We start from the raw sequence: 25097 nt of genomic DNA on the forward strand, positions 1-25097 counted from the left end.
TTTGAGTGGACTACTTTTTTCAAAATTCACAAAAAAAGTAGCCGCAATATTAAATACGTTAGATCTTGTACCTAGTTTCTAAAAGCATATGGCTCTTAAGAAACCTTAGTGATCTTAACTGGACACTTCTTGTAGTCCGTCTGTTTAGACAGAGGATCCGTTGCATCCAAGATCAACTTGTTGATCAGAATTCTTGCATCAAAGAATGGTACGAATACCAAGCCTTGTGGTGGACGGTTACGACCACGAGTTTCAACACGAACGCGTACTTCACCACGTTTGTTTTCGATAAGAACTTCATCACCACGACGAAGGCCACGAGCTTTAGCGTCAGCAGGGTGGATGTAACACAGTGCATCAGGTACTGCTTTGTAAAGTTCTGGTACACGACGAGTCATAGTACCTGTGTGCCAGTGCTCAAGAACACGACCTGTACATAGCCACATATCGTATTCATCGTTTGGTACTTCAGGTGGCGCTTCGTATGGGGCATTGATGATCAGTGCTTTACCATCTGGCTTACCGTAGAAGTCCCAATCAGAGCCTTTCTTAGCGTATGGATCTGAACCTTCTTTAAAGCGCCATAGTGTTTCTTTACCGTCAACAACAGGCCAACGTAAACCACGAACTTGGTGGTAGCGATCGTATGGCGCTAAATCGTGACCGTGGCCGCGACCAAAGGCTGCGTATTCTTCGAATAGGCCTTTTTGAACGTAGAAACCTTGAGCTTGTGCATCATCGTTAAGCTCTTGAGCTTCAGACAGTGGGAATGCATCAACGTTGCCGTTTTTGTAAAGCACGTCGTACATGGTTTTGCCACGGTACTCAGGCATTTTCGCAACCAGTTCTTCACCCCAAACTTCTTCAATAGTGAAGCGCTTAGAGAACTCCATGATTTGCCATAGGTCAGACTTAGCTTGACCTACGGTTTTCACTTGTTGGTACCATGCTTGTGTACGACGCTCTGCGTTACCGTAAGCACCTTCTTTCTCGATCCACATTGCTGTTGGAAGGATAAGGTCAGCAGCTTGAGCTGTTGCCGTTGGGTACGGGTCAGAACATACAATGAAGTTATCTGGGTTACGGTAACCTGGCAGACGTTCAGTGTTGATGTTTGGACCGGCTTGCATGTTGTTGTTACACATTACCCAGTAAGCGTTGATCTTACCGTCTTTAAGCATACGGTCTTGAACTACAGCGTGAGCACCTGGTTTAGCTGGGATAGTGCCTTCTGGAAGTTTCCAGATGTCTTCTGCAATCTTACGGTGTTTAGGGTTAGCAACAACCATATCTGCCGGTAGACGGTGAGAGAATGTACCAACTTCACGAGCTGTACCACACGCAGATGGTTGGCCCGTTAGTGAGAATGGGCTGTTACCTGGAGTAGAAATCTTACCTGTAAGAAGGTGGATGTTGTACACAAGGCTGTTCATCCATACGCCACGAGTATGTTGGTTCATACCCATCGTCCAAAGTGACATTACTTTGATGTTTGGATCTGCGTATTGCTTAGCCAGCTTGATAAGGTCGTCATGAGATACACCTGACATTTCAGACGCTTTCTCAACTGTGTATTCAGCAACAGAAGCTTTGTAGTCTTCGAAGCTAATATCAGTCATTTTGCCTGAGTTAGGGTTCGCAGCAGCTTTCTGCAGTGGATCATCGTCACGAAGGCCGTAACCGATGTCTGTCGTTGCTTGCTTGAAGTTTGTGTGCTTGTTCACGAAGTCCCAGTTAACTGCATCGTTTTGAATGATGTAGTTTGCTACGAAGTTCGCAATTGCAAGGTCAGACTGAGGATTGAAGATGTAACCAGTGTCAGCAAGCTCGAAAGAACGGTGGTAGTAAGTAGACAGAACGTTTACTTTAACGTGTGGGTGGCTTAGACGACGGTCTGTAATACGAGTCCATAGTACTGGGTGCATTTCTGCCATGTTTGAACCCCACAGTACGAATGCGTCTGCGTGTTCAAAGTCATCGTAACAACCCATTGGCTCATCAATACCGAAAGTACGCATGAATGCGCCTACCGCTGAAGCCATACAGTGACGAGCGTTCGGATCGATGTTGTTTGAACGGAAACCCGCTTTCATCATCTTAACCGCTGCGTAGCCTTCCATTACTGTCCATTGGCCTGAACCGAACATACCAACACCTGTTGGGCCATTCTTCTTCAGTGAAGCTTTCCATTTCTCAGCCATTACGTCGAAAGCTTTGTCCCAAGATACTGGTGCGAAATCACCATCTTTATGGAACTCACCGTCTTTCATACGAAGTAGAGGAGTCTCAAGACGGTCTTTACCGTACATGATTTTTGAAAGGAAGTAGCCTTTAATACAGTTAAGGCCTTTATTTACAGGAGCTTCTGGGTCGCCTTGAGTTGCAACCACTTTACCATTTTGAGTACCTACCAGTACCGAACAGCCCGTACCACAAAAACGACAAGGCGCTTTATCCCACGTGATTTTTGTTTGATCAGAGCTAGCAATCAGGTTGGTTGCTGTTGCCGGTAGAGTTACACCTGCAACGGCTGCCGCTGATGCAGCTGCGTTTGCTTTCACAAACGCACGTCTTGTCATTTTCATACTTCACCCTCAAGTTGAGAATTGTTGCTTCCAGTTTCTAAATCCGTTTCGTCCAGTCCAGTTTCGATTTGGTGATAAACCAAAGCTGTCCCTAAAACGTTCGTAATATTATTAATTTCTTCGATGGTATCCGTTACAAAACCTTGGTTTTCGGTTTCTAGGACCACTATGATTTTGCCTTCAGGGCTACTGCCGTAAATCTCTGCATTATCGAACTGCTCGATTTGTGCTTTGATCTCGTCTAGATGCTCTGGGCTCACATGCACGACTAAACTTGATATATGCACTTCATTTAGTGCCATAAATTGCTCTCGTTATTTTTGTTTTATGCATTACTCACAAGAATAGCTAAAGTAGGGCAAACTGCTACGCAGGCTCCACAACCGCTACACTCATCTAACTTGATTTTTGGTAGAGCAACACTGCCTGCTCTAAGTTGAAATTGAATGGCCATAGGTTCACACATGTCACCACAGCTTCGGCATTCAACATTTTGTTGCGCTAAGCACTTATCAGAGATATGTGCTTTTGCTTGCCAAGGCTCTCCCTGCTTTGGCTTAAAAATGGGTTCGGGGCAAACATCTGCACATTGATAGCAGAACGTGCATTCATCAATAGAGAAATCGACAGTGGGAAAACCACCATCGCCTACAATGATTATCTTAGTCTCACAATTCTCGATGCATTTACCGCAGCGAGTACAGTCATCTGTAAAGCTTTCTAAGTTGTTAATCCAAGGCAAACGAATCTGGCTTGAGTCAACTTTTCTTCTAGAGAACAGACGGCGTTTTGATAGATCTACCACTTAATACCTATAGATGTTGCTAAGATGTTGTAATTTTAGGTCAATATTCCATTAATATCTTGTAATTTGTCCTCATAAGTAGTGTAGTTTTAGAAACAATTGTATAAATACCCCCTAAGGGCTAATTGGGGGCATATATTGTCTTAGATCAATAAATTACGGAGCGAGTGATCACATATTGAATGGAGCTATGATTTTTGATGTGTGACAATACGATATCGCTGGCAAGTCATTTATCAATAGGAAGGCACTTTTGCTTATAAAACCGGTTTCATCTGTAACAAGTACGATAGCAAAATCCTTGCTCTCTATACTGCTGTTGTCGGTTGCTACGACTGGCTTTGCCATCTTTACTTTGGCTTCAAGCTTGAATGATGCGGAAGCGGTTAACGTGGCTGGTTCAATGCGAATGCAAAGCTACCGTTTAGCCCATGATATTCAAATAGAATCCGTCGATTACGAATCTCATATTCATGAATTCGAAAGTTCTCTTTATTCTCCATCAATGACCAATTTGGTCAGTTGGAATGTTCCGACAGACATCACAGAAGATTACTATTTAATTATTGGTCGGTGGCATGAACTGAAGCAAGTATTAAACAGTGAAGATCGCAAGCACTATCTCGTGTTGGTTGAGAACTTTGTTACTGAGATAGATGGCTTCGTTTTCAAGCTTCAAGAATTCTCAGAAGATAAGTTAATAAAATTGGCGTGGGCCGGTGGTGTTGGCTTAGGCGGAATTTTGGTCATATCTCTTTTTGTTGTTCATTTTGTACGTAAACAAGTTGTTAAGCCATTGCATGCGCTCGTTGGAGCCAGTCAGCGGATCAAAAACAGTGACTTTGAGGTAGAGTTAAAGGTCACCAATAACAACGAACTGGGTATTCTGACTAAAACGTTTAACTCGATGGCCAAAGATTTGGGCGTGCTCTATCGAAACCTTGAGTCAGTTGTAGACGCTAAGACAGTTGAGCTGCAAAACGCCAACCAATCTTTGCAGGCGCTTTATCACTCGTCACAAGAACTTACGGTTACACGTATCGCACCAGAAAACTTCCGAGCTATTCTGCAGCACCTAGTCAGTCTAGAAGGAATAGAGTCGTTAAGGCTTGAGATAGCTGATAGTTCGGGTCGTTCATTGATTATGGACGAAGGGTATGATTCGAACTTGGATTATGAAAAGTTTGAAATGAAGTTGGATGATAATGAGCTTATCTTAGGCTATTTATATTGTTCATATCATCATGGCCATTCAACCAAGACTCTGATTGAGAGCTTTATCCAACTGTTATCACGGGCGATCTATTATAATCGTGCGCAGAAGAAAGCAGAACAGCTTATTATTATGGAAGAGCGTGCAACAATTGCACGTGAACTACATGATTCATTGGCCCAATCACTGTCGTATCTGAAAATCCAAGTGACATTGTTGAAGCGCGTGATTGGCAAATTGCCAGAACAACAGCATCGAGAGCAATCTGAACAAATAGCGTCGGAAATCGGCAACGGTTTAGCTGATGCCTATACTCAATTACGAGAGTTGCTCACAACCTTTAGGTTGACAATAAAAGAGGGCAACTTCGGCGAGGCTCTAAGTACCATGCTTGAAGAGCTCAGTGAAAGAACAGATGCAAAGATTAACCTAACCAATAATCTTTCATCCATAGAGCTTGATGCACACAGTCAGGTTCACTTGCTTCAATTGATTCGTGAAGCAACAATAAACGCAATAAAACACGCCAATGCCGACTTGATAGATGTATGCTGTATCGATGAGGACGGTGAAGTATTAGTCGTGATTAAAGATAATGGAGATGGCTTTGACTCAAGTAGTTCCAAGACGAACCACTACGGGATGAGTATTATGCAGGAGCGTGCGGCAAGACTGAATGGCGACTTAACGATTGAAGCGGCTCAAGGTGAAGGCTGTACAGTCATATTGAAATATAAAAGTTTGAAGGAAGTTAAAGTTGACGATTTGTAAAGTAATGCTGGTTGATGATCATCCATTGATGCGCAGAGGTATAAGCCAATTACTGAGCTTTGAAGATGAATTCGAAGTGATTGCAGAAGCAAGTAACGGTACTGAAGCAGTCGCTCTTGCCCATGAAGAAGAACCTGATTTGATCCTATTGGATCTTAATATGAAAGGCATGTCTGGACTTGATACGCTGAAAGCACTGCGTACTGATGGTTCAAGCGCTAACATCGTTATTCTCACGGTTTCTGATAGCCCTGCAGACATTGAAGCGATCGTAAAGGCCGGCGCTGACGGCTACTTGTTAAAAGACACAGAACCCGATGAGTTAATCGAATTGCTTAAGCAAGCACACAGCGGTGACAAAGCTTACAGCAGTGTGGTTGCTCGTTACTTAAATGACGCTGGTAGTCGCAATGATATCTTCGACCAACTGACTGAACGCGAAATGCAAATCCTTCAAGAAGTCGCGAAAGGTTACCGTAACAAGCAGATAGCAGATCACCTGTTTATTTCTGAATCGACAGTTAAGGTACACATGAAAAGCTTGCTGAAAAAGCTACAAGTGCCTTCACGTACTGCTGCAACGGTTCTGTATCTAGAACGCTATGGTGAAATGAAGTAGGGCTTGTTCCTTTGAGATAACACTATTTCAAGCCTTACTGTTTATACATATCTCGATAGTTTTAACGATGTTGAGAAAATGAGATTAAAAAAAGGCGTTGAACTTATTAGGTTCAGCGCCTTTTGGTTTACGCATTTTATATCAGTATTGGTGTTCGTTTGTTCTTCGTTCTTTGAGATTAGAAACTTAAGGCTTACGCTGCCATTGGAACCAATACAAGCGTGCCGAAGATAACGGTAATAAGACCACAGATTACTGGTACAGAAGTACGTTTGACTACTTCAAATGGGCTGATTTTACCCATACCAGATGTCGCTACAATTACACCAGATACTGGTGAAATAGTACGGCCTAAGTTAGATGCTTGAAGCATTGGGATGATTAGGAACGCTGGGTTCAAGCCCATTTTCGCCGCTAATGATGGAGCCAGTTCTACGAATGCATAGAAAGGCGCGTTACCAGAACCTGTTGCGATAGCTGCAGCAACCGTTAGACCCGTCAGGATAAGCATCAATGCGATACCGCCTGCACCTGCCGATTCAGCAAGACCAATTAAGTTATCAATCGCACCAATAGACATTAGACCTTGAGCAAATACGCCTGCCGCAACCAACAGCATTACCACGCCTTTAAATGCGTCAGCCATACCTTGGTAACAAGAGTCTAAATCCTCTAGTGTTTTTTCGCCGTCAAACTTCTTAACAACGTAATCGATGACCGCGCCCACGAAGATAGAACCTACCACAATGGTATAGATATCAAGTGAAAGCCCAGGGATAGTCCGTCCGTTGAATAGAAAAACGCCGATGATAGGTAAGAATGGAAGTGCAGCGTAGAAAGCCGGTGCTGTTGTTTCGATTTCGGAAACGTCTACTTTTTCCATTGGCGTGTTTTCTTTCTTATCTAGATATTTGTTCCAGAAGAAAGCCGCACCTGCCATCACGATGATCGCACAGATAGAAACAGGCAGTACCGTTTGAACAGCAAACACATCAAGAGACATGCCTGATTTTTCTGCCGCGATAACCACATCACCAGAGGTTGGCGAAAGAATGATGGCAGCAGGTGACGCACAAACTGCAACTGCCGCTGGGCGAGAAATACCCATTGCCGTCATCATTGGGAATAGGGTTGCCATCAATAGCACACCAAGACCCGTTGCAGAACTTACTGCTAGAGACATTAGACACGCTACGATGTAAGCCGCAACAAGAAGTACATAGGGAGATTTGATCGCAGCAAGTGGTTTAGAGAACTGCTTCACTACCACGTTGTTCGCGCCGATGTGAGTCATGTATGAAGCAAAACCACAAAGAAGCATGATTTGCATGCCTAGGCCGCCCCCGCGGTACTGAAGCATGTATTTAACAAATTCTAGTGAGTCGGTAACCATGTTACCTGTTGAAGCGACTTTAGCTGGTAAGACTGTGTGACCAATAAGGCCAGTAATAAGAAGTAGGGCAAGGCCAGCAGTTAGTAATACACCCGCCGCTTTATAGCCTTTTACAATAAAGTAACCAACAGCAATAGTAATCACTAATCCGATCAAGAGCTCTAACATAGAAATCTCCACAAAGTTTAAAAAAATATAAGAAAGTGTTTCAGAATATGACAATGAATGTACAGAAAACGGCACTGTGGCACGAGGCATAGTTGAGGTTGATATGATCTAAGACAAACATTTTTTTTGATGTTAATTGTGGTTGTAAATCGTGATTAACTACTGTTGTTTAGATGTTAATAAACAAATTATATCGTTTGCTAGAATATAGCTTGGATCACTTTTGTTGTGCTAAGTTGCATATTAATGCTTTAATTTATAAAATTATGCTTTTTCTAACTTAGTGGTGGAAATCAAAAGGAAAGGGCTATTTCTTACATTTAGGAAGGTATTTTTGCATTCGAGGATTAGAGTCTGACGCCTACTTAATTGGGAAATAGCAGACGCCAGAGGAAAGTCACATAGAATTTACAGAGTGTGCTCTGTTAGTGACGGTAAGCTTAATTGATATTTACTTCCGGTTCTGAATTTGAATAAGCGGGCAGGTCGGCACATACCACTTTTTTACAGAAATGAATCATTCCACGTTGCGTCACCAATAACAGCTCTCTGTCGTTCAGTGGAATGTAAGTCATCGCATCTGAAGAGAGTACAGAACCTTCACTGATCATGACTTTTTCATAGAACGTGAGCTCTCTGTCTGGGATGATCTGTTCGTGTTGAGTCTCATCCAGCGAAATATCGTGTTGAGTGACAACGTAAGTGCCAGACGATGTGAAACCAGCCTCTTTAGTCGAAACATATAACAACTCGTAACTATTGTTCTTCTTAAATTCGATATTCACGGAAGCTTGGTTATAAATTATTTTCTCGGGCGGATTAACCACCGATGCCGTGTTGGCCAAATAATGACCTTTAAGGTGTTCTTTTGGAATAAAGGTTGTTAACCAGCCGACCAAAACACCCAATAGAGCCACGATTACGAATATCTGCTTTTCTTTATTCACAAGTAACTCCTTTAAATTCACTAGGGAAGCTCAAAGATTTTCCTGAATTATCTATGATGATCTTTCGACCTTTATATTCATAAAGAGTGACGTTGTAGAGTTCTTTAAAGGTGAACTCGTCGGTTTCGATTGTACAAGAGATAAAATGCTGCCCTGTAAGATCTTGACCCAAGCTATTTCTGTCTAAATAAGCAAACAAATAATGGGACAGACCAGCGGTTAATACAAATAAAGCAATTAGCGCTAACACATGGTTTGTCTTTTTCGTTGGGGCTGTTTTTTCTACCGTTGGGCTTTCTTCTATAGAGCTCTCTGTGGGTTGTGCAGTTTGTTGCGTGGGTTGAGCTTGAATTTTGCGCAATGCACGTTCTTTATCTTGTGTCACTTGTCCTGCAAATCGGTAGCCTTTACCGCGCTCAGTGACGATGATCATTCCGCTCTTATCTTCTAACGCTTTTCGGCAAATCGAGATGGTTTGCATTAGGCTGCCATCTTCTACGTAAATACCTTTAGACACCCACACCTGCTCAATAAGAACTTGGCGAGTGATCACCTCGTTGGGTCTCGAGATAAAAAACTTAAGCAGCTCTGATTCGTTAGAACCTATTGGGTACGTACGGCCCGTCTTAAAGTGATGGATTTCACTCTCTTCTAAATTGACCTGTATATCATCATTGATAATAAATTCAGCAGACATCTGGGTTCTCATTGTTATAAGCGTTCTAACCTAAATATAACAAATGTCGCTACAAATATAAACTTGCTGATTTTGGTGCCTTTGATATTTAAGGTTATGATTTAAAATGATTTATTAACCTAATTAGATTTCCTTATATACCTTTTTGAGGTTGTTTAATGCGGTTTCAGGTGCTTGCCGTTAGTAGCTATTGGATCATTAACGGGTGACGCTGATTTAGTGGGTGTGGGTTAATTGCTCAAATTTCTTACGTAGTTTTATCAACGTGTCATTCCAACTCTGTGTTGCCTTGCTCTCTGCGAATAAAAGTCGAGCTTACTTCCGACTCAATCGGCAACTCAAATAACGATAAATCGCATGACCACACCAGTTAAATGCGAAAGCTACGAAGGAGCTGTTTTGAAAGATTTCAATAAGCCATATATATGTGGACTAATTACGCTTGCCTTACTCGGCTGTCAGTCTGAAGACTCGACTCAAGAACCTGTTTCAGTATTGGTTCCCTACAACATTGATGAACTGCCAAAACCAAACGATGGATACGGGTATGACGACGACGGAACCATTACCGGAGTCGGTGAACACGCTGTAACTTTGTCATCAAAGAACGATGCCTATTATCAGGACTACAACAACTCATACGCCGCTTTAGATGGTTGGGGACTTTGTGCAGAGCCTATTTTAATTCCGCTACAAAGTATTAATTCTGATAAGCGTTTTCCACTGAATAATGAAACTTTATCGGGGAACGTGGTGTTAATTAATGAGTCAACTGGTGAGGAAGTTAGCACTCAAATATCAGCCGATGGTTCTAATATTATTATTCAGTGCGAGTCAGGATTAAAAGAAGGAACGACTTACTCAATCGTTGTGACTGATGGGGTAAAAACTGAATTTGACGAACCTTTAAAAGCAGACGCTAGCTTTGATGAATTGATTTATTCAGGTGTTCCGCTAGACAGCGATAAGGAAGTAAGCCTTCAGGAGCAGGTATTAAATGCGATAGATTCATATTATGCGCTGTATCCTGAGAAGGGTATTCCTGTATATGCAGCTCAATTTAAAACTCAGAGTTCATATTCGTCACTGGATGCGATGAGGGATAACCATATTGTTGAAGGAACGACTTTTTCTGGCGAACTCATCTTGATCGAAGATAAAACGACTAAATATGACCTTTATACTCAGAAACTAAAACTGCCATTTTATCTACCTTTCACGAAGAGTCGTGAATCTGAGTGCGATTACGACCAATATGAACCAAAGGCATCATGCCCGCCGCTATACGAATGGATGAAAACATCGACAGGCGGTTTTCCTACAGTAAATGAACCACTGCCAGTTGTTGTCCAGTCACAGATTGTCAATGCCGATGTTTACACACCAGCCCGTTGGGATGGGAAGACAACACTTCCGAGCGTTGTCTTTATTCATGGCGTCACGGCTGATAAATCTGCTGCGTCTCTAATGGCTAAAGATTACACAACACAAGGTTATGCCGTTGTAGCTATTGACATGCCCTATCACGGCGAACGTATGAGATACGATGTGAATGGTCTTGAAATCAGTGCTAAAGAGAACAAATCATTTTTCATCAATATCGACTCACCTTTCGCGCTTCGCTCCAATTTACAGCAGTCGGTTTCGGATTTCTTAGGTCTACGCTTTGCTCTGAATAATCAGCCATGGGTTGATAAGAGCAATATTCACCTAGTCGGTCACTCTCTGGGTGGGATCATGTCGGTGATGGTTAGTGAGTTTAGCCAAGACTCACCATTGTTTAAGTTCAAAACGGTTAACTTTGTTGTTCCGGGTCAGGGGCTTACCAATTTGGTTTTGTCTTCTCAGACGTTAGGGCCGGAAATGTCCGATGGGGTGAAAAAATCGCCGGATATACAGCGTAGTATCGCTGAAACTGTGATTCCGGAAAGCTGCGATGCAGAGAATAACAACCAAGAGTGTATTGAGTCATTAAACGAGTTTGTCAGTTTATCTTCCGAAAATGCTCTTACGGTTAACCAGTTAGAAAATGATATATATGACCTTCTTGTGACTGGTTTAAAGCAGGGTGTTCAGGCTGCTATTGATAGCTCTGACCCTGCGAGTTTTACATCCCGCCAAGCTAACAACAAACAACCAACGTTATTGCTGGCGGCAGTGGGCGACTGCGGTGAAACATGTGATGTTGGAGTGGATTATGTACCAGACAGTGTCGTTCCCAACTCAGCTCCAGACAACATAAGAACGGGAACTGAGCCACTAATTAAGGCTTTGGGATTAGCTCCAATTACGGGTACGACAGGACAGCCATTAACTACTACAGAAACCCGGGGGGTTATTCGAACGACCACGGGAGGGCATGGTACTTACCTATTCCCTTATGAGGGAACGATGGACGAATCAGGATTACCCGGATTCCCAGATTCTGAAGAGCTCAATTTTGTTTGGGATGCGACCAATACTCAGCAGGTTGCCGTTGCATCGATGGTAACAACAACGGGTGCATCAATCGAAATAGTGAACGAAGATCATATCGAAACAGAGGTGCCTCAAGATGAAGAATAAACTCTTATTGGGCACCGCAGCTGCTCTCATTCCTTGCTTAACAAACGCCGCAGGATTCCAACTTAACGCACAATCAGCAACAGGGTTGGGCCGTGCATTTGCAGGTGATGCTGTGATGGCAGATAGCGCCGCGATTGTTGCAAAGAACAGCGCTGCGATGGCTTACATCGAGCAACCAACACTCTCTGTTGGGGCTATTTATATCGATAGTGGTATTGATGTGTCTAATGTTAGCTACACGCCAATGATTGGTGATACTCAAACGTTAGATGATCAATCGTTAGATGCAGGGACGTTAGTCCCAAACATGCATTATGTTCACCCTATCGAAGGTTCTAAATTCACATTAGGTGCAACTGTGCATTCTAACTTCGGCACCGATGTTGAGTTTGACGAGTCGTTCGAAGCGGACGAGTTCGGAGGTAAAACGGCGCTTTCCAGTATCAACGTTGGTTTTGCTGTGGCTTACGAGTTGTCAGAAAAAATCAACTTAGGCGCGGGACTGGATGTCATTTACGGTGAGGGTGAGATATACCGCCAAGGCTTGCTAAATGTGGACGCAGATGGCTTCGGTCTGGGCACAAATGTTGGCGCGACTTACCAAGTCAACGAACACAACAAATTTGGTATTAGTTATCGTTATAGCCCAGATATTGAAGTAGAAGGTGATATTACTAAAGGTGGTGTCCCTGCCGACAAGATGAACGTGCCTTTACCAGATACTCTAGAGTTTTCCGGATGGCACCAAATCAACGAGCAATGGGCGTTCCATTACAGCCTGCAATGGGTGAATTGGTCTGAATTTGATTCATTAACGTCTGATTCTTACGACGATTCTATCAAGGAGTATCAATGGAAAGATGCGGGGCATGTTTCGGTCGGTGGTACATACACCATGTCAAAAAACATCGTGCTAAGAGCTGGCTACATGTACGACCTTTCTCCAACTGACGAACTCACATCGTTATCCATTCCTGATGTTAACCGTCATTGGCTCACCGTCGGAGGGACATATAACGTCACGGCCGCCAGTTCTGTTGATATTGGTGTCGGATTTATCATCGGAGAATCACAAGATATTGACGAAAGCCTGACGACGATCCCAGGAACGAGTTCCAATATAACTGCTGATGTGACTGCCGATGCACTCTTGCTCGGTGTTCAGTATCAGCATCGTTTTTAACTTTTACTTTGGAGTTCAGAACGTAAAAATTTAGGAATCATATAAAAATGCAGGGCTCGACAGTGAGTTGAGCCCTTTTCCCATTATTAGCTGTTTTAGCATTATTTAAATAGCTGGAAGCTCATTAAGTAAGAAATAGCTGCTTAGAAAAACGTTTTAATTCAGACGAATTCAACGGTTATGGTTATTAAAAATGAAATTTACAAAGCTTAGTAAAACAATCTGTTTGGTGCTGTTTGCCTTACATATCTCTCCATCGTTTGCCCAAGATTCAAACTTGATTCCTGTGACTATTGAAAAAGCTCACAAACAAGCATTCACTTCTTCAATCAACGAGGTAGGCAAAATCAGAGCAACGGATTCTGCTGCATTGACATTTAGTGCCTCCGACAAAATTCTTAATATTCATTTCAAAGACGGCGATTCCGTTAAAAAAGGTGAACTGATCGCTCAACTCGACAATACCAAAGCGAAAGCCGATCTCGACAAAGCTAGAAGCTCTCTAGCGTTAGCAAAGTCGAAATTAAAGCGAGTACAAAAATTACTAAAGAAACAGCCTGACTCTATGTCTCAACAAGATGTGGAAGAACTGGGCGAACAGGCGAATCTAGCCGCGGCTGATTTCCGCCAGAAAGAAGCGCTAATGAACGATTACCTGTTGATTGCCCCATTTGACGGGCAGCTCACTAACTTTAGCCATTCCGTAGGCAGTAAAATTGATAGTTCGACGGCACTTGTTAGCTTGATCAAATTTGATCCTGTCGAAGTTCAGTATTCCATTGGCCAGTCGGACTTGGGCAACGCAAAGCTTGGGCAGAATGTTTCCATCCAAGTTGATGCATTTGTTGATGAAGCGTTTTCTGGCGTGGTGGATTACATTGCGCCAGCGGTGGACGAGAGCTCAGGCCGTGTTGAAGTACACGCGCACGTGACTAACCCAGAGCATCGCTTAGTTCCGGGTATGTTTGCCAAAGTAAGTCAGATGACGAGTGAAGACTCCACGCAAATGGTGGTTTCCCAAAACTCAGTTCAAGCAAAAGATGCAGAGCGCTTTGTTTGGGTTGTGAATGGCGAAAGAATCGAGCAACGTATTGTCGAATTAGGCGTGAATACTAACGATGGTTACGTTGTTGTAGAGAAAGGCTTGAAGCTTGGCGATAACGTCGTTGTGACGGGACAACAGAATCTTAAGAAAGCGTCGTTAGTTAAGGTCATGAACCCAAATGCTGAACAGAAAACCGTTGAGCTAATAACGGAACCGACAAACAAAGACAATCCTCAGCAGACCGCAAAGCCTAAAGTAGAAAAGACCATAACACAGGTGGATGAACCCCATCCGATTGAGCCTTCGGTTGATTGGACGGAAGCATCGAAAGGCGTAAATGAAGCGATCATCGAAAACAGCGAGCAAGCAGAGACGAGCGCGGCTGTTGAGGATTCAACGAGCGAAACTCACACTAACGAAACACTAAGCAAGGAAGCTGTAACGAAGGATAATCTGGATGAAGCTTCCTGAGATTTGTATTAAGCACCCTGTGTTTGCGTCAGTTCTGAGTATCACCATTGTTTTGCTTGGGCTTTTGTCGTTTCAAAAGCTCTCAATCCAGTACTTTCCAGAACATAAAACACCGTCAGCAACGGTAACGGCTGCGATCAATGGTGCGAGTGCGGAGTTTATGTCACGCAATGTGGCAGATAAACTGATCACCGCGGCAACGGGTCTTGATAGTGTTAAGACCATGACCACGGATTGTCAGGAAGGCACGTGTAATCTAAAAATCATCTTTGAAGATGACATTAATGACGTCGAATACACTAGCTTGATGAACAACCTGCGTAGCAGCGTTGAAGCGATTGGTGATTTCCCGCCGATAAGCCAACAGTAACGGAGTATGACGGATGACTCTTCTGATACTAGCATGCCGAGCAACATCATCACGTTTGTGAATACTGGCAAGATGTCTAAACAAGATATGTACGACTACATCAGCCAACAAGTCGTGCCGCAGTTTAAGCATATTCAAGGTGTCGGTGGTATTTGGGGGCCGTACGGCGGTAGTGAGAAAGCGGTGCGTGTTTGGTTGCAACCGGATCGTATGATGGCGCTCAACATGAGTGCTTCTGACGTTGTCGGCACTTTAAGTTCATACAACGCAACGTTTACCGCGGGCACCATCAAGGGGCAAGTGCGAGATTTCTCTATCAACCCAGTAAACCAAGTCACCAGCGTTGATGACGTGCGAGATTTGGTGGTTCGTGTCGATAACGGCAAGATCATTCGTATAGGTGATATCGCTGAAGTCAAAATGGGGGAAGAGAGCCTTACACCAAGTATTCTACGTGTAGACGACAACTTAGCGATGTCGATTCTGGTGTTGCCGCTAAAAAGTGAAAACCCAGTAACCGTTGCGAATAAAGTGAAGAAACAGATTGATGTGATTCAGCCTCAGTTGCCAGAAGGCATTGAGATGAAGATGGTTTATAACCAAGCTGATTTCATTAAAACGGCAATTGACGAAGGTTTCATGACTTTAGTGGAAGCGATTGTACTTGTTTCTGTTGTCGTCGTTCTGTTCCTCGGTTCTGTTCGTGTGGCTTCGATTCCAATCATCACCATTCCAGTATGTGTGATTGGTGTGTTTGCCGTGATGCATGTACTTGGCTTTAGCATCAATGTGCTTACTATTTTGGCAATCATCCTTGCTATTGGTTTGGTGGTCGACGATGCGATTGTCGTGGCTGAAAACTGCTATCGTCATATCGAAGAAGGTGAAACGCCATTTAATGCTGCAATTAAAGGGTGTCGAGAGATCGTCTTTCCAGTGATTGCTATGACGTTAACATTGGCGGTTGTTTACTTACCAATTGGCTTGATGGCGGGCTTAACCGCTGACCTGTTTAGACAATTTGCTTTCACGTTAGCAGCAGCGGTCATTATTTCTGGGTTTGTGGCGTTAACGCTTTCGCCAATGATGAGTGCTTATTTAATGAAGCCTGTATCAACTCCGGCGAAGTGGTATCAAAAGGTTGATGCGAAACTGAATGTGTTATCGGATTTATACACCAAAGAACTGGGCAAATGGTTTGATCGTAAGGCTCTGATGAGTGGTATTGCTTTGGTACTAATCGCTCTGTCTGCCTTAGCGGTTTGGAAAATGCCTCAAGTATTACTTCCAACGGAAGATACCGGTTTTGTTGAGGTGACTTCTACGCCACCAACTGGTGTTGGCCGTCAGTACCATTTAGATAACAACGAGCAGCTTAACAGTGTGTTCAAGGGTAATAGTTCAGTAGAAGCGAACTTATCTTACATTGAAGGTACACCGACCAATCACGTTCTGTTGAAACCATGGGGTGAACGTGACCAGTCAGCTGATGAATTGGTAAACGAGTTTATCGCTAAAGCACAAAGTTCAGTCTCTGCTTACGGCATGTCCTTCAAGGTGCGCTCAGCAGATAACCTAAACATCGCTACCAACATGATCCTTGAATTGACAACGGTTAACCGTGATACCACTGTGCTGTCTGAAACCGCGAGCGAAGTCGTTAACGCGCTTGAGGATTACGAGGGCGTAACCAACATTAAGAACTCGATGTTGCGTGACCAGTTACGCTATGACTTATCGATTGACCGTAATGCGATTGTGTTGTCTGGTGTGGATTACGGCAATGTCACCAATGCGTTATCAACATTTCTGGGTTCAGTGAAAGCGGCGGATTTACAAGCGGATGACGGTTATACATACCCAATTCAAGTTCAAGTAAACCGAAGTGATCTTGGTGATTTCAAGGTGCTCGATAAGTTGTATGTGGATTCACAATCGGGGCAAAGGCTTCCGTTATCCCAATTTGTTTCAATCAAACAAGTGACATCGGAATCTAACTTCAAGACGTTCATGGGTAAAGACAGCGCTGAAATTACGGCTGACTTAATGCCCGGATACACGGCAAGTGATGTTAAAGCCTACATTGATGATACGGTTCCAAGCTTATTGAAACCGGCGCAGAGCTACGAATTCAATGGCATCGTTAAAGATCTAGTTGATTCAACCGCCGGCGCACAAGTGCTGTTCGTATTGGCGTTGATTTTCATCTTCCTGATTCTAGCGGCGCAATTTGAAAGCTTTGTCGACCCTATGATCATCTTGTTAACGGTTCCATTATGTATTGTGGGCGCGATTTTGACGCTGTCGGTATTTGGTCAAAGCCTCAATATTTACTCCAAGATAGGGTTGCTGACACTGGTTGGCCTAGTGACCAAGCACGGTATCTTGCTGGTGGAGTTTGCGAATGAGAAACGTAAGTCTGGCGCCAGTGCGCAAGAAGCGGCGATCAGCAGTGCTCGTTCGAGGTTGCGTCCTATCTTGATGACCTCACTCACGATGATCCTAGGTTCATTACCGTTAGCACTGGCTGATGGCCCTGGTTCATTAGGTCGAATTAATATTGGTTTAGTACTGGTCGGTGGATTATCTGTCGGAACTTTCTTCTCATTGTTCTTAGTGCCTGTCGCGTATGTCGGTATGGCGAACCTAAAGCAAATGGATGCGTTGACTCGATTAAGAACCAAACCAGCGTAGCGAGATGCTTTAAATTTATCTAGATACTTCAAGGCCCTCATTGTGAGGGCCTTTTGCTATTGTGGGCTAGATTAAGTGAGGAAAGCGGTGAGGGCGGTTAGAAATCGTAGTTTAGATTCATTGAGCTGTAGATTTCGGTGTTACTTTGATCTGAGGCGACAGTGGTGTTGTAAATGTATTCGGTATCAAACGTCAGTGCTAAATTACCCATCAGAATGTTCTTCAAATAGCCTTTTAGGTTGTAGTTTGTGTTCTCTTCACCGTAGGCCATGTTTGCAGTTGCACCCATAGAAAACGTTTCTGTAAGTGTTAGCGATCCATCAATACTGGCATTAACGATCAGCTCGTAGTTTTCTTTGTTTGGGAACTCTTCATCGGAGGGTTGTCGTTGACTGATTCTGTAACCCGGACCCGCAGAGCCTTGAAGCTTGATTCTTTCTGTATCGTAAAAGTGACGACCCAATCCGGTCGCGGTAATGAATTGCTTACGATAGGTACCATAGTGATCGTGTTCAAAACGTGTTGTCGCGACCAAATAGGTGATTTCGTTCAAGTCATAGCTGATGCCATAGTTGGTGGTATAGCGATTGGTACCGTCTTCGTCGTTTTCAGCATCGGTATAGTAGGTATCAAACTGAACTCGTTGGCCCCAGTTCTCTTTTTTGTATCCAATAGAGATTCCAGAGTTGATCGACAAAGATGAGTTGGTGTTTTGTGAGTAGATAAACCCAAGCTTGGTCAAGGTCGTAAAAGGGGATTCTTTAGCTTCTTCTTGTAATTCAGAACCTTCGCTTAATACGACTTGGTCCTCGACTTCCACTTCTTCAACCTCCTCTCCAGCCTCTTTTCCAAATATGGGCATAGAGAACGCGATGAGAGCTAAAGGTAGCTTTCCTAGGTATCGTGTGTATGAAACTGTGTTTGTTAATGGGCGCGTTGTTTGCGAGATAGCGTGTGTCGACATAATGGTTTGGTATATAAAATGATAGAATACGACGAACGCAAGGTTAGTCGTGAAGAGTCGCCAATGAATGAATCGAAAAAGCTAGTGAGTTACGACGCCATAGGTAAAGGCGAAAAAATCGTTTTTATCGCTGAGAACCCGCTACCTCGATGAGGATTGAAATCTTCAATGTGGACAAAGAATTCAAGTATCTCAGAAGGTTTATCGTCTTCGATTAATAAGAACTCGAGTAGCCCTTGTTCGACATGGCATGAAACTATGGTCTCGCTTGATTGATCTGCTGAAATCTGTTCAACATTGATCACAACGCTCGTCTCGGGTAAGACATTGAAAGCATCTTGCGCACATTTGAGAATACAGCTGCAGACATACTCTCGATATAAAGCATTGCTTTCAGAAAGAGACATCGTTTCAAGCTTCACTTCACCTTGGCACAATACCTTTTTTTCTTTAGGGATCACGTTGTGCTTATTAACCTGAATATTGATTTCTAGCAGGTGACCATTCTTATAAGTATTGAAGTTATGGTTAATCAGCTTAGTGTCGGCTACCGCGGCGTTAATCGAGTTCTGCTGAGCTTCGGAAAGGGCAGAAAGCTTTGCTTCACTATCGTTGTTTAATATACCTTTCGATAATTGATTGCCCTTGGCCCAGTAGCTGTAGCTTTGAACCCAATGCACAAACTCTGTCTTGTATTGCTCGATGTCCTGTTCGGCGGCACGCTCAATATTGTTGGTGAGGGTGTACAATTTCGACTTGTTGCCTAGCAGCATATCTAGCCAGCTAGGCTTGTACTCATCGAGTGCTTCCATGGCTTTGACTTTATGATCGAATCGAACTGTTGGCATTACCGGAGCAGGCTCCATCGCAATCGACTCCCAATTCATTTTTGGGGTCGGAATGGTATGCACGGATTGGATTAAGTATAGGTGCTGATTGAATAAGTTCACTTCACTTACAGCGTCCTCAAGTTGTTTGGTATTCATCTACATTCCTGTCGACTGTTGTTCTTGTAATTTGGCGCTTAGTTTATGGTCAAAGCGCGCGAATAGTATTTAAATGAATGTGAATGATCTTTCGTGAGGTTACTTGATATTGGTTTAGGAATATTTCGACTGTGGAGAGATTAGCTTCTGTTTATGAGGGAGGAAGCGGCACATCGAGCCTGGCACAAAATGAACTCGAAACAACATGACAGGCAAGAAAAGCGAAACCCTGCGTTGAAAGCAGGGTTTTTATTGAATCAGTACTGAGTGACTGGTTAGGCAATGTGCGTCATTTTGTTAAGCACAAAGGTTTCAATACAGTTTTCAGTCGCAGCCATGTACTCGGCGATGTGTTGGCTCGCTAAGTGTTTCTCTAGATGAGCTTCAGAATCCCAGTTCTCATGAAAAACGAAGTGAGCAGGGTTACTGTTATCTTGATGGAGGTCGTAGTTGATACAGCCTTCTTCGGAGCGGGTTTTATCGATCAATTTAATCATCTCTGATTTAACTAGCTCAGTTTTATCTTCTTTAGAGACGATCGTTGCAATAATGGTTAGCTTAGTCATTGTGAATTCCTAGGGCAATAAATCTCTGGGTCCGGGTAATATAAGTATCTATAAACCAAAGAAAAAGATACGATCTATCCAATGACTATGGCTGTTTGTGTCCATAATTCTCTTTGTAATCGCGAGATTATTAATGAATTACGCTCATAAGAAAGCCCGACACTAAGCCGGGCATCTTAAAAAGTGAATGAATTAGTTACTGAAATCAGCCTTTACCCAGATCATACGATGGTCAGAGGATACATCCTTGCCGTTACCATAATCACCAATTCGTGAGTCATTGAATAGTTTGCGTCCTTCTTCATACGAAGCTGACCAATAAACACCAGATTCAACAATGTTTAATGTAGCTGACGGCAGTGCGTAATCAACCGCAAGTCCAAACGTCGAAGTTATACGGTTTGGTTGTGGGTGAGACGATGACTTATCTACCGCATGTTCAGCTGCGCCATAACTAGTAGGGTATAGACTGCCGTTGGTGACTTCTTGATTAACTAATGAGTCGTTATGCAAGTCTTGCATTACAGAGCTAATGCCGTCGCCATCAACAGGATCTAGGTTTTGGTCACCCATCATAACAAAGTGCTTGCCTTGCTCTAGGCCACCTGTTTTTCCAGTGTCATCATAGATGAACGACTTGTTTTGGATGTATTGGTGCCAGAAGTCGACTTCTGCTGCGTTTTGCTCAATGTTCTTACCCACATCAAAAGCTGGAGGAGTAGGGTGTGACATCAACAAGTGAACGGTTTCTGTCCCGTTTTTAGTTGGAATTAGGATCGGCGCGTCAACGTGGTTTTTTGACGATAGACGAACTTCTTCCCATTCAGCTGCTGTGTACCACTCGTCGCCACAGTCCATGCCGACAGGGAACTTACTAGGATCATCACACACTGTGATTGTTGGGATGGTTGCACCTTCAAGATCCTTCCATTTAAATTCTTGGAATGTACGAGTGTTTGCCGTGTCTATCTCATATTTAGACATTAGAGCAAACGCGTACTGACCGTGGTAGAAACCGAAGCCCCAAGCGTCACCGGGAAGTGTTCCAAAATTACCGTCATTGTCTAAATCAAAACCAAATTCGTTCAGCAAACCTGTATTGGTCGAATAGCTTTCAAAATATGGGTATGAGATTGGTTCTAGGTTCGCGTCGCCACCTGCACCTTCGATACTTTGAGCAACAGAAAGGTAGTTCTTCTGGAAGCCTTCGAGCGCTGATTTGTCGGTACCAGTACCATCATTGTTAAATTCAGCCATCATCAGCACATCAGGTCGATTCTTTTGAATCACGGCAGCGACGTTGCGGATCTGGATAACCTTTGCAGCTGTTACTTTGTCAGCGTCATCAATCGTGTTATCCAAATAGTCGGTCACTAGTTTTGTTTGAGCGCTTGGTTCAATCTGCATTTCTGTCACAAGGTCTTCGAAGGTGGCACGATCAAAAGACAAGTTATAAGTCGCGATCTTTACTTCTTCAGGTTGAACGTAATCTGTGTCACTGCTGCAACCAATCAAAAGTGCAGAAGAGATGGCGAAAGCGATAGATGTTTTTAACAATTTCATAAAGTGGGTCCGCTAATTGCTGAAAGAAATTTGGGACGCGCATGTTATGAGATGGATATCATTCTGTAAGTGATTCTTGTCACAGGCAAGGCTCTGAAGTGACATCTTGTTGCATTGAAAATGTGACATTTGGAACTAGTGTCTGTAATTAGAATAAAGACTTAAAATTCATAAATTTAATTAGAACTGTGAATTAAAAAAGCCCTCATAGCAATATAAGGGCTTCAGAATAAGAATCAAACTGTGTTGTTATTGGTGTGTTAAGCGTATTTTTTTGCTTTAAGCATATTGTTCCACTGTCATCGCCCAATTTTTCTTCTGTTGTTCGAAATTCATTTTGATTTGCTGGTAACGAACTTTAAGAACTGAGTGTTCGTACTTCTTCACAACGTCTTCACGTTTACTTTCAAGTAGCTGCTTTTTGACTTCGTAGTACTCGTTCATGTTTGATACTAGAGCATCGAATTCTTGCTGAAGCTTGTCTGCGATTTGTTGCTTGTCGGCACGGTGCATGATTTTTTGCTGTGTGCGTTTGAGTAGCATTGACGCTTCGGCTTTCTCAATGCGAGCTTGAGGGGTCTTTTTAAGCTTACTTGTCAGTCCCATCAATGAAGCACTTTTGATCAACCACTTTGTAGGATCGTATTGCCACCAGTAGATGCCGTTACGGTAGTCGTTCTCAAAAATGTGGTGGAAGTTATGGTAGCCTTCGCCAAAAGTTAGAACCGCCAACACACCGTTATCGCGGGCCGTGTTTTTGTCGGTAAAAGGTTGGCTACCCCAGATGTGAGCAAGAGAGTTAATGAAGAATGTTGTGTGGTGGTTAAGTACCAAACGAACAGCGCCTACGATTAACAACATGCCAAGTACGTCACCGTAAATAACACCTAAAGCGATAGGAACACCGAAGTTCATCAGCAATGCCAACAGAACATAGTGCTTGTGCTGCCACATAACAATCTTGTCTTTTTTAAGGTCACGGCAGTTTTCGTAGTTTTCGTACATTGAAGTGCTGTAATTACGAATCATCCAACCAATGTGCGAGTACCAAAAGCCGCGTTTTGCAGAGTATGGGTCTTTGTCGTTGTTATCGACATGCTTGTGGTGTACACGGTGATCAGAAGACCAGTGTAGCGCGCTGTTCTGCAGGGCAAATGCACCACCTAATGCAAACAGGAATCTTAGGCTTGAATGCGCTTCAAACGCTTTGTGTGACCATAAGCGGTGATAACCCGTCGTGATTGAAAGGTTACAGAACGTAAAGCAGATCGCTAGCCATATCCAGTGCTCCATACCATAGCCAAAAAAGTAGCCATAAACGGGAGCGGCTACAACAGCAAGCAGCATACTAAAAGAGAATACAAAAATATTGAGCCAGATTAATGGCGGCTTTTTTGTAGATTGTTTGTCGGCACTATTCATTAGCAAATTTCCATTGGGCTTACATCTGTGCGCTAGAATATCAGCGTACACGTGTAAGTCAATATTGAAAGTGTAAACGTGTATTAGTATGTTTTGCTTAAATATTGTATAAAGGTAGTGTGAAATGTAGTAGCAAGTCATAAATGGAAGTACTAAGGGCTAATAAATGGAAATTAAGGTAGCTGAATATAAAGATTATGAGCGGATTGCCCAATTACACGCGGATAGCTGGAAGCTATATTACCGTGGCATCCTTGCTGATGATTACTTAGAAAATGATGTTTTGGAGGACAGATCTGTTATTTGGCAGACTCGTTTGATTAATCCTCCTTTCAACCAACATGTTTTATTGCTAGAAGAAGGCGGTTTACTGGTTGGTTTCGTCTGCGCGTTTGGTAATCACAACTTTGAACGAGGTACGTTCATTGATGCGTTACACGTAGACAATAATTACCGCGGTCGCGGTGTAGGCAAGCGTCTATTGTCTGAACTATCGAAGTGGTTACAGCAATACTATTCGGATTCAGGGCTTTACCTAGAAGTGATGTCTGAAAATCGCCAAGCTATCGCGTTTTATGAAGCAATTGGAGGCAAAGAAGAGCTAGAGCAAGTTTGGAATGCACCATGTGGTAGCCAAGTGAACGAAAAAGTGATTTCTTGGAACTCTCCCGTTGAACTTGAACAGAAAACAGCAAGCGTCGTGTATTCTTAGACGATTCTTGTTGAATACTGGTTCCTTGCTTAATTGCAACGCTTACCAAAGCTGAAGAATAAAGATAAAAGCCCCGAGCATTAAATTGTTCGGGGCTTTTTTGATTGGAGTAGTCGTCTTTTTTGTTAATCGCTAAGGTGCGTGAAATACTGGGTGATTAATCACACCATGTGATCTTATTCCTACCACCTTTCTTCGAAATGTAGAGTGCTTGGTCGGCGTCGTCGATAAGTTGCTCGACAGAACCAAGGGCCTGAGGTGCATGTTTTACACCGATTGAAATCGTTACCTCTAACCTAAGGCGAGAAGGGGACTCTATAAGGGAGTTAACTAGCGATTCAATTGAAGCCTTTGTTTCCCCTTGCACCATCACCAAAAATTCTTCACCCCCGTATCGAAAGCAGTTACTGCTCGTCGGTAGTCGTTTTTGAATCTCATCAGCCAGTTCTTTTATCACCATGTCGCCCATTTGATGGCCGTAGGTGTCGTTAATTGATTTGAAATGATCAACATCTATCATTATCGATGTAATGGATAACTGACGGTTTATGCTCGGTTCTATGACCTGATGAAGATAAAGGCGGTTGTAGCAACCTGTTAGCGCGTCTTGATAAGAAAGCGCCTCAAACATATTGGATTGTTTGCGAAGCTGAATCGCTTGTTTGCGCAACTGCTCGGATTGAGCAAAACGCTTGTGTACTTCTAAGTCACGTCTTATACAGGCCGCTGAGATTAGGATGTAAGCCGAAATATAAACGGAAATTGTTTCTATTTCATGCTTTGGCTCTGCTTCATAAAGCAGTGGCGCAAGGCCGATCAGATAAGCCAAAAAGATAAACGACAGCGTAAAGATACTGTATTTGGCTGACAATCTTGAAAATGTGCCAATGTAGATCATGACGAGAATGATACCACCTTGGTAATCGAAATTATTCAGATCAATCGCAAGCCGACCGACATAGACTAAGAAAAGTGAGCTAACTACAAGGAAAGCACTTTCTACCAGTTCCAAAACGTTGGGTTTGTTTGTAATGCAGTATCTGGCGACAGCCATCATCAATAGAAAAAGTATGACTCGGAAAATGATAGGTGTAATGCACTCGCTACCAAAGTGGATGTAGTCGGTGATGATGAAAGCACAGAATATTGAGATCGGGATGTAGATGAAATTTATGTACGGCAAATAAATTTCATTATCGAAATAGGTTTTAAATCTTTGATTCTTGAACCCAGAATAAGAGCGCATTGAGAAATTAGCCGAGATGGATACACAATAATTTGCGTAGTATGTCACAGTCTTTGGGATTGTAAACGACCGTTTCTATAGATTTGTCAGTATGTTAGCTAGATCAACAAAC

The 25097-nt window shown here is 43.1% G+C and carries 18 protein-coding genes and 1 pseudogene; 7 read left to right on the plus strand and 12 right to left on the minus strand.

Annotation, left to right across the window (positions count from 1 at the left end):
• Window positions 1–95: 95 nt before the first annotated feature.
• From napA to napF, 3 genes are read right to left on the minus strand one after another with little or no spacing between them, the layout of a single operon-like run.
• Complete coding sequence (napA, locus tag CWO27_RS10940) at window positions 96–2585, minus strand: periplasmic nitrate reductase subunit alpha (protein WP_102431376.1); 2490 nt, start codon at window positions 2583–2585, stop codon at window positions 96–98.
• Window positions 2582–2887 carry a chaperone NapD gene (locus CWO27_RS10945; protein WP_019824440.1) on the minus strand — a complete coding sequence of 102 codons (306 nt, stop codon included), beginning with the start codon at window positions 2885–2887 and terminating at the stop codon, window positions 2582–2584. The genes napA and CWO27_RS10945 overlap by 4 nt, the downstream gene beginning before the upstream one ends.
• Before the next feature lie 23 nt (window positions 2888–2910).
• A complete protein-coding gene (napF, locus tag CWO27_RS10950; protein WP_102431377.1) occupies window positions 2911–3390 on the minus strand; it encodes a ferredoxin-type protein NapF in 480 nt (159 codons plus the stop codon).
• A gap of 253 nt (window positions 3391–3643) precedes the next feature.
• Between napF and narQ the strand changes: the two genes are divergently transcribed.
• Both narQ and CWO27_RS10960 read left to right on the plus strand, forming a co-directional pair.
• Entirely contained in the window at window positions 3644–5374 is a 1731-nt protein-coding gene (gene narQ, locus CWO27_RS10955) for a nitrate/nitrite two-component system sensor histidine kinase NarQ (protein WP_048660079.1), read from the plus strand.
• On the plus strand, window positions 5361–5993 hold the full coding sequence (locus CWO27_RS10960; RefSeq protein ID WP_008219279.1) for a response regulator: 633 nt from the start codon (window positions 5361–5363) through the stop codon (window positions 5991–5993). Before narQ ends, CWO27_RS10960 begins: the two co-directional genes overlap by 14 nt.
• A 193-nt stretch (window positions 5994–6186) precedes the next feature.
• Here the strand turns inward: CWO27_RS10960 and dcuC are convergent, their stop codons facing one another.
• The 3 genes from dcuC to CWO27_RS10975 form a co-directional block, all read right to left on the minus strand.
• Window positions 6187–7554, minus strand: coding sequence for an anaerobic C4-dicarboxylate transporter DcuC (dcuC, locus tag CWO27_RS10965; protein WP_009845449.1), 1368 nt, complete (start codon window positions 7552–7554; stop codon window positions 6187–6189).
• 440 nt (window positions 7555–7994) lie between these two features.
• On the minus strand, window positions 7995–8501 hold the full coding sequence (locus tag CWO27_RS10970) for a hypothetical protein (protein ID WP_102431378.1): 507 nt from the start codon (window positions 8499–8501) through the stop codon (window positions 7995–7997).
• Window positions 8494–9198 carry a winged helix-turn-helix domain-containing protein gene (locus CWO27_RS10975; protein WP_102431379.1) on the minus strand — a complete coding sequence of 235 codons (705 nt, stop codon included), beginning with the start codon at window positions 9196–9198 and terminating at the stop codon, window positions 8494–8496. Before CWO27_RS10975 ends, CWO27_RS10970 begins: the two co-directional genes overlap by 8 nt.
• Before the next feature lie 357 nt (window positions 9199–9555).
• On the opposite strand from CWO27_RS10975, the gene CWO27_RS10980 reads away from it, so the two are divergent.
• The 4 genes and pseudogenes from CWO27_RS10980 (at window position 9556) to CWO27_RS10995 (ending at window position 17526) form a co-directional block, all read left to right on the plus strand.
• Window positions 9556–11763, plus strand: coding sequence for an alpha/beta fold hydrolase (locus CWO27_RS10980; RefSeq protein WP_102431380.1), 2208 nt, complete (start codon window positions 9556–9558; stop codon window positions 11761–11763).
• Window positions 11753–12946 carry an outer membrane protein transport protein gene (locus CWO27_RS10985; protein WP_107898955.1) on the plus strand — a complete coding sequence of 398 codons (1194 nt, stop codon included), beginning with the start codon at window positions 11753–11755 and terminating at the stop codon, window positions 12944–12946. Before CWO27_RS10980 ends, CWO27_RS10985 begins: the two co-directional genes overlap by 11 nt.
• 193 nt (window positions 12947–13139) lie before the next feature.
• Window positions 13140–14462, plus strand: coding sequence for an efflux RND transporter periplasmic adaptor subunit (locus CWO27_RS10990; protein ID WP_107898956.1), 1323 nt, complete (start codon window positions 13140–13142; stop codon window positions 14460–14462).
• Window positions 14449–17526: pseudogene (locus CWO27_RS10995) on the plus strand (efflux RND transporter permease subunit). Before CWO27_RS10990 ends, CWO27_RS10995 begins: the two are co-directional and overlap by 14 nt.
• Before the next feature lie 97 nt (window positions 17527–17623).
• On the opposite strand, the gene CWO27_RS11000 reads toward CWO27_RS10995, so the two are convergent.
• The 5 genes from CWO27_RS11000 to CWO27_RS11020 all read right to left on the minus strand — a co-directional run bounded on the left by CWO27_RS11000 (window position 17624) and on the right by CWO27_RS11020 (window position 23027).
• Window positions 17624–18388: a DUF481 domain-containing protein gene (locus CWO27_RS11000; protein ID WP_107898957.1), complete on the minus strand. Its 765-nt coding sequence runs from the start codon at window positions 18386–18388 to the stop codon at window positions 17624–17626.
• A 191-nt stretch (window positions 18389–18579) separates the two neighbouring features.
• Complete coding sequence (locus tag CWO27_RS11005) at window positions 18580–19476, minus strand: hypothetical protein (protein ID WP_107898958.1); 897 nt, start codon at window positions 19474–19476, stop codon at window positions 18580–18582.
• A gap of 275 nt (window positions 19477–19751) precedes the next feature.
• Complete coding sequence (locus CWO27_RS11010; protein ID WP_102431386.1) at window positions 19752–20042, minus strand: putative quinol monooxygenase; 291 nt, start codon at window positions 20040–20042, stop codon at window positions 19752–19754.
• Between the two features lie 192 nt (window positions 20043–20234).
• Window positions 20235–21605 carry an endonuclease/exonuclease/phosphatase family protein gene (locus CWO27_RS11015; RefSeq protein ID WP_102479738.1) on the minus strand — a complete coding sequence of 457 codons (1371 nt, stop codon included), beginning with the start codon at window positions 21603–21605 and terminating at the stop codon, window positions 20235–20237.
• A gap of 279 nt (window positions 21606–21884) precedes the next feature.
• Window positions 21885–23027, minus strand: a complete 1143-nt coding sequence (locus tag CWO27_RS11020; RefSeq protein WP_048660095.1) for an acyl-CoA desaturase — start codon at window positions 23025–23027, stop codon at window positions 21885–21887.
• A 166-nt stretch (window positions 23028–23193) separates the two neighbouring features.
• On the opposite strand from CWO27_RS11020, the gene CWO27_RS11025 reads away from it, so the two are divergent.
• Window positions 23194–23739, plus strand: coding sequence for a GNAT family N-acetyltransferase (locus CWO27_RS11025; RefSeq protein WP_055318731.1), 546 nt, complete (start codon window positions 23194–23196; stop codon window positions 23737–23739).
• A gap of 157 nt (window positions 23740–23896) precedes the next feature.
• Here the strand turns inward: CWO27_RS11025 and CWO27_RS11030 are convergent, their stop codons facing one another.
• Window positions 23897–24922, minus strand: coding sequence for a GGDEF domain-containing protein (locus CWO27_RS11030; RefSeq protein ID WP_170960778.1), 1026 nt, complete (start codon window positions 24920–24922; stop codon window positions 23897–23899).
• Window positions 24923–25097 lie beyond the last annotated feature (175 nt).

It is taken from the genome of Vibrio sp. 10N.286.51.C3, from assembly GCF_003050065.1.
In the GTDB taxonomy this organism is placed as follows: domain Bacteria; phylum Pseudomonadota; class Gammaproteobacteria; order Enterobacterales; family Vibrionaceae; genus Vibrio; species Vibrio crassostreae.

Coding starts and splice junctions, on each gene's coding strand:
- napA (WP_102431376.1), bottom strand. CDS start 2,585: ATGAAAATGACAAGACGTGCGTTTGTGAAAGCAAACGCAGCTGCATCA.
- CWO27_RS10945 (WP_019824440.1), bottom strand. CDS start 2,887: ATGGCACTAAATGAAGTGCATATATCAAGTTTAGTCGTGCATGTGAGC.
- dcuC (WP_009845449.1), bottom strand. CDS start 7,554: ATGTTAGAGCTCTTGATCGGATTAGTGATTACTATTGCTGTTGGTTAC.
- CWO27_RS10975 (WP_102431379.1), bottom strand. CDS start 9,198: ATGTCTGCTGAATTTATTATCAATGATGATATACAGGTCAATTTAGAA.
- CWO27_RS10980 (WP_102431380.1), top strand. CDS start 9,556: ATGACCACACCAGTTAAATGCGAAAGCTACGAAGGAGCTGTTTTGAAA.
- CWO27_RS10985 (WP_107898955.1), top strand. CDS start 11,753: ATGAAGAATAAACTCTTATTGGGCACCGCAGCTGCTCTCATTCCTTGC.
- CWO27_RS10990 (WP_107898956.1), top strand. CDS start 13,140: ATGAAATTTACAAAGCTTAGTAAAACAATCTGTTTGGTGCTGTTTGCC.
- CWO27_RS11000 (WP_107898957.1), bottom strand. CDS start 18,388: ATGCCCATATTTGGAAAAGAGGCTGGAGAGGAGGTTGAAGAAGTGGAA.
- CWO27_RS11005 (WP_107898958.1), bottom strand. CDS start 19,476: ATGAATACCAAACAACTTGAGGACGCTGTAAGTGAAGTGAACTTATTC.
- CWO27_RS11010 (WP_102431386.1), bottom strand. CDS start 20,042: ATGACTAAGCTAACCATTATTGCAACGATCGTCTCTAAAGAAGATAAA.
- CWO27_RS11015 (WP_102479738.1), bottom strand. CDS start 21,605: ATGAAATTGTTAAAAACATCTATCGCTTTCGCCATCTCTTCTGCACTT.
- CWO27_RS11020 (WP_048660095.1), bottom strand. CDS start 23,027: ATGAATAGTGCCGACAAACAATCTACAAAAAAGCCGCCATTAATCTGG.
- CWO27_RS11025 (WP_055318731.1), top strand. CDS start 23,194: ATGGAAATTAAGGTAGCTGAATATAAAGATTATGAGCGGATTGCCCAA.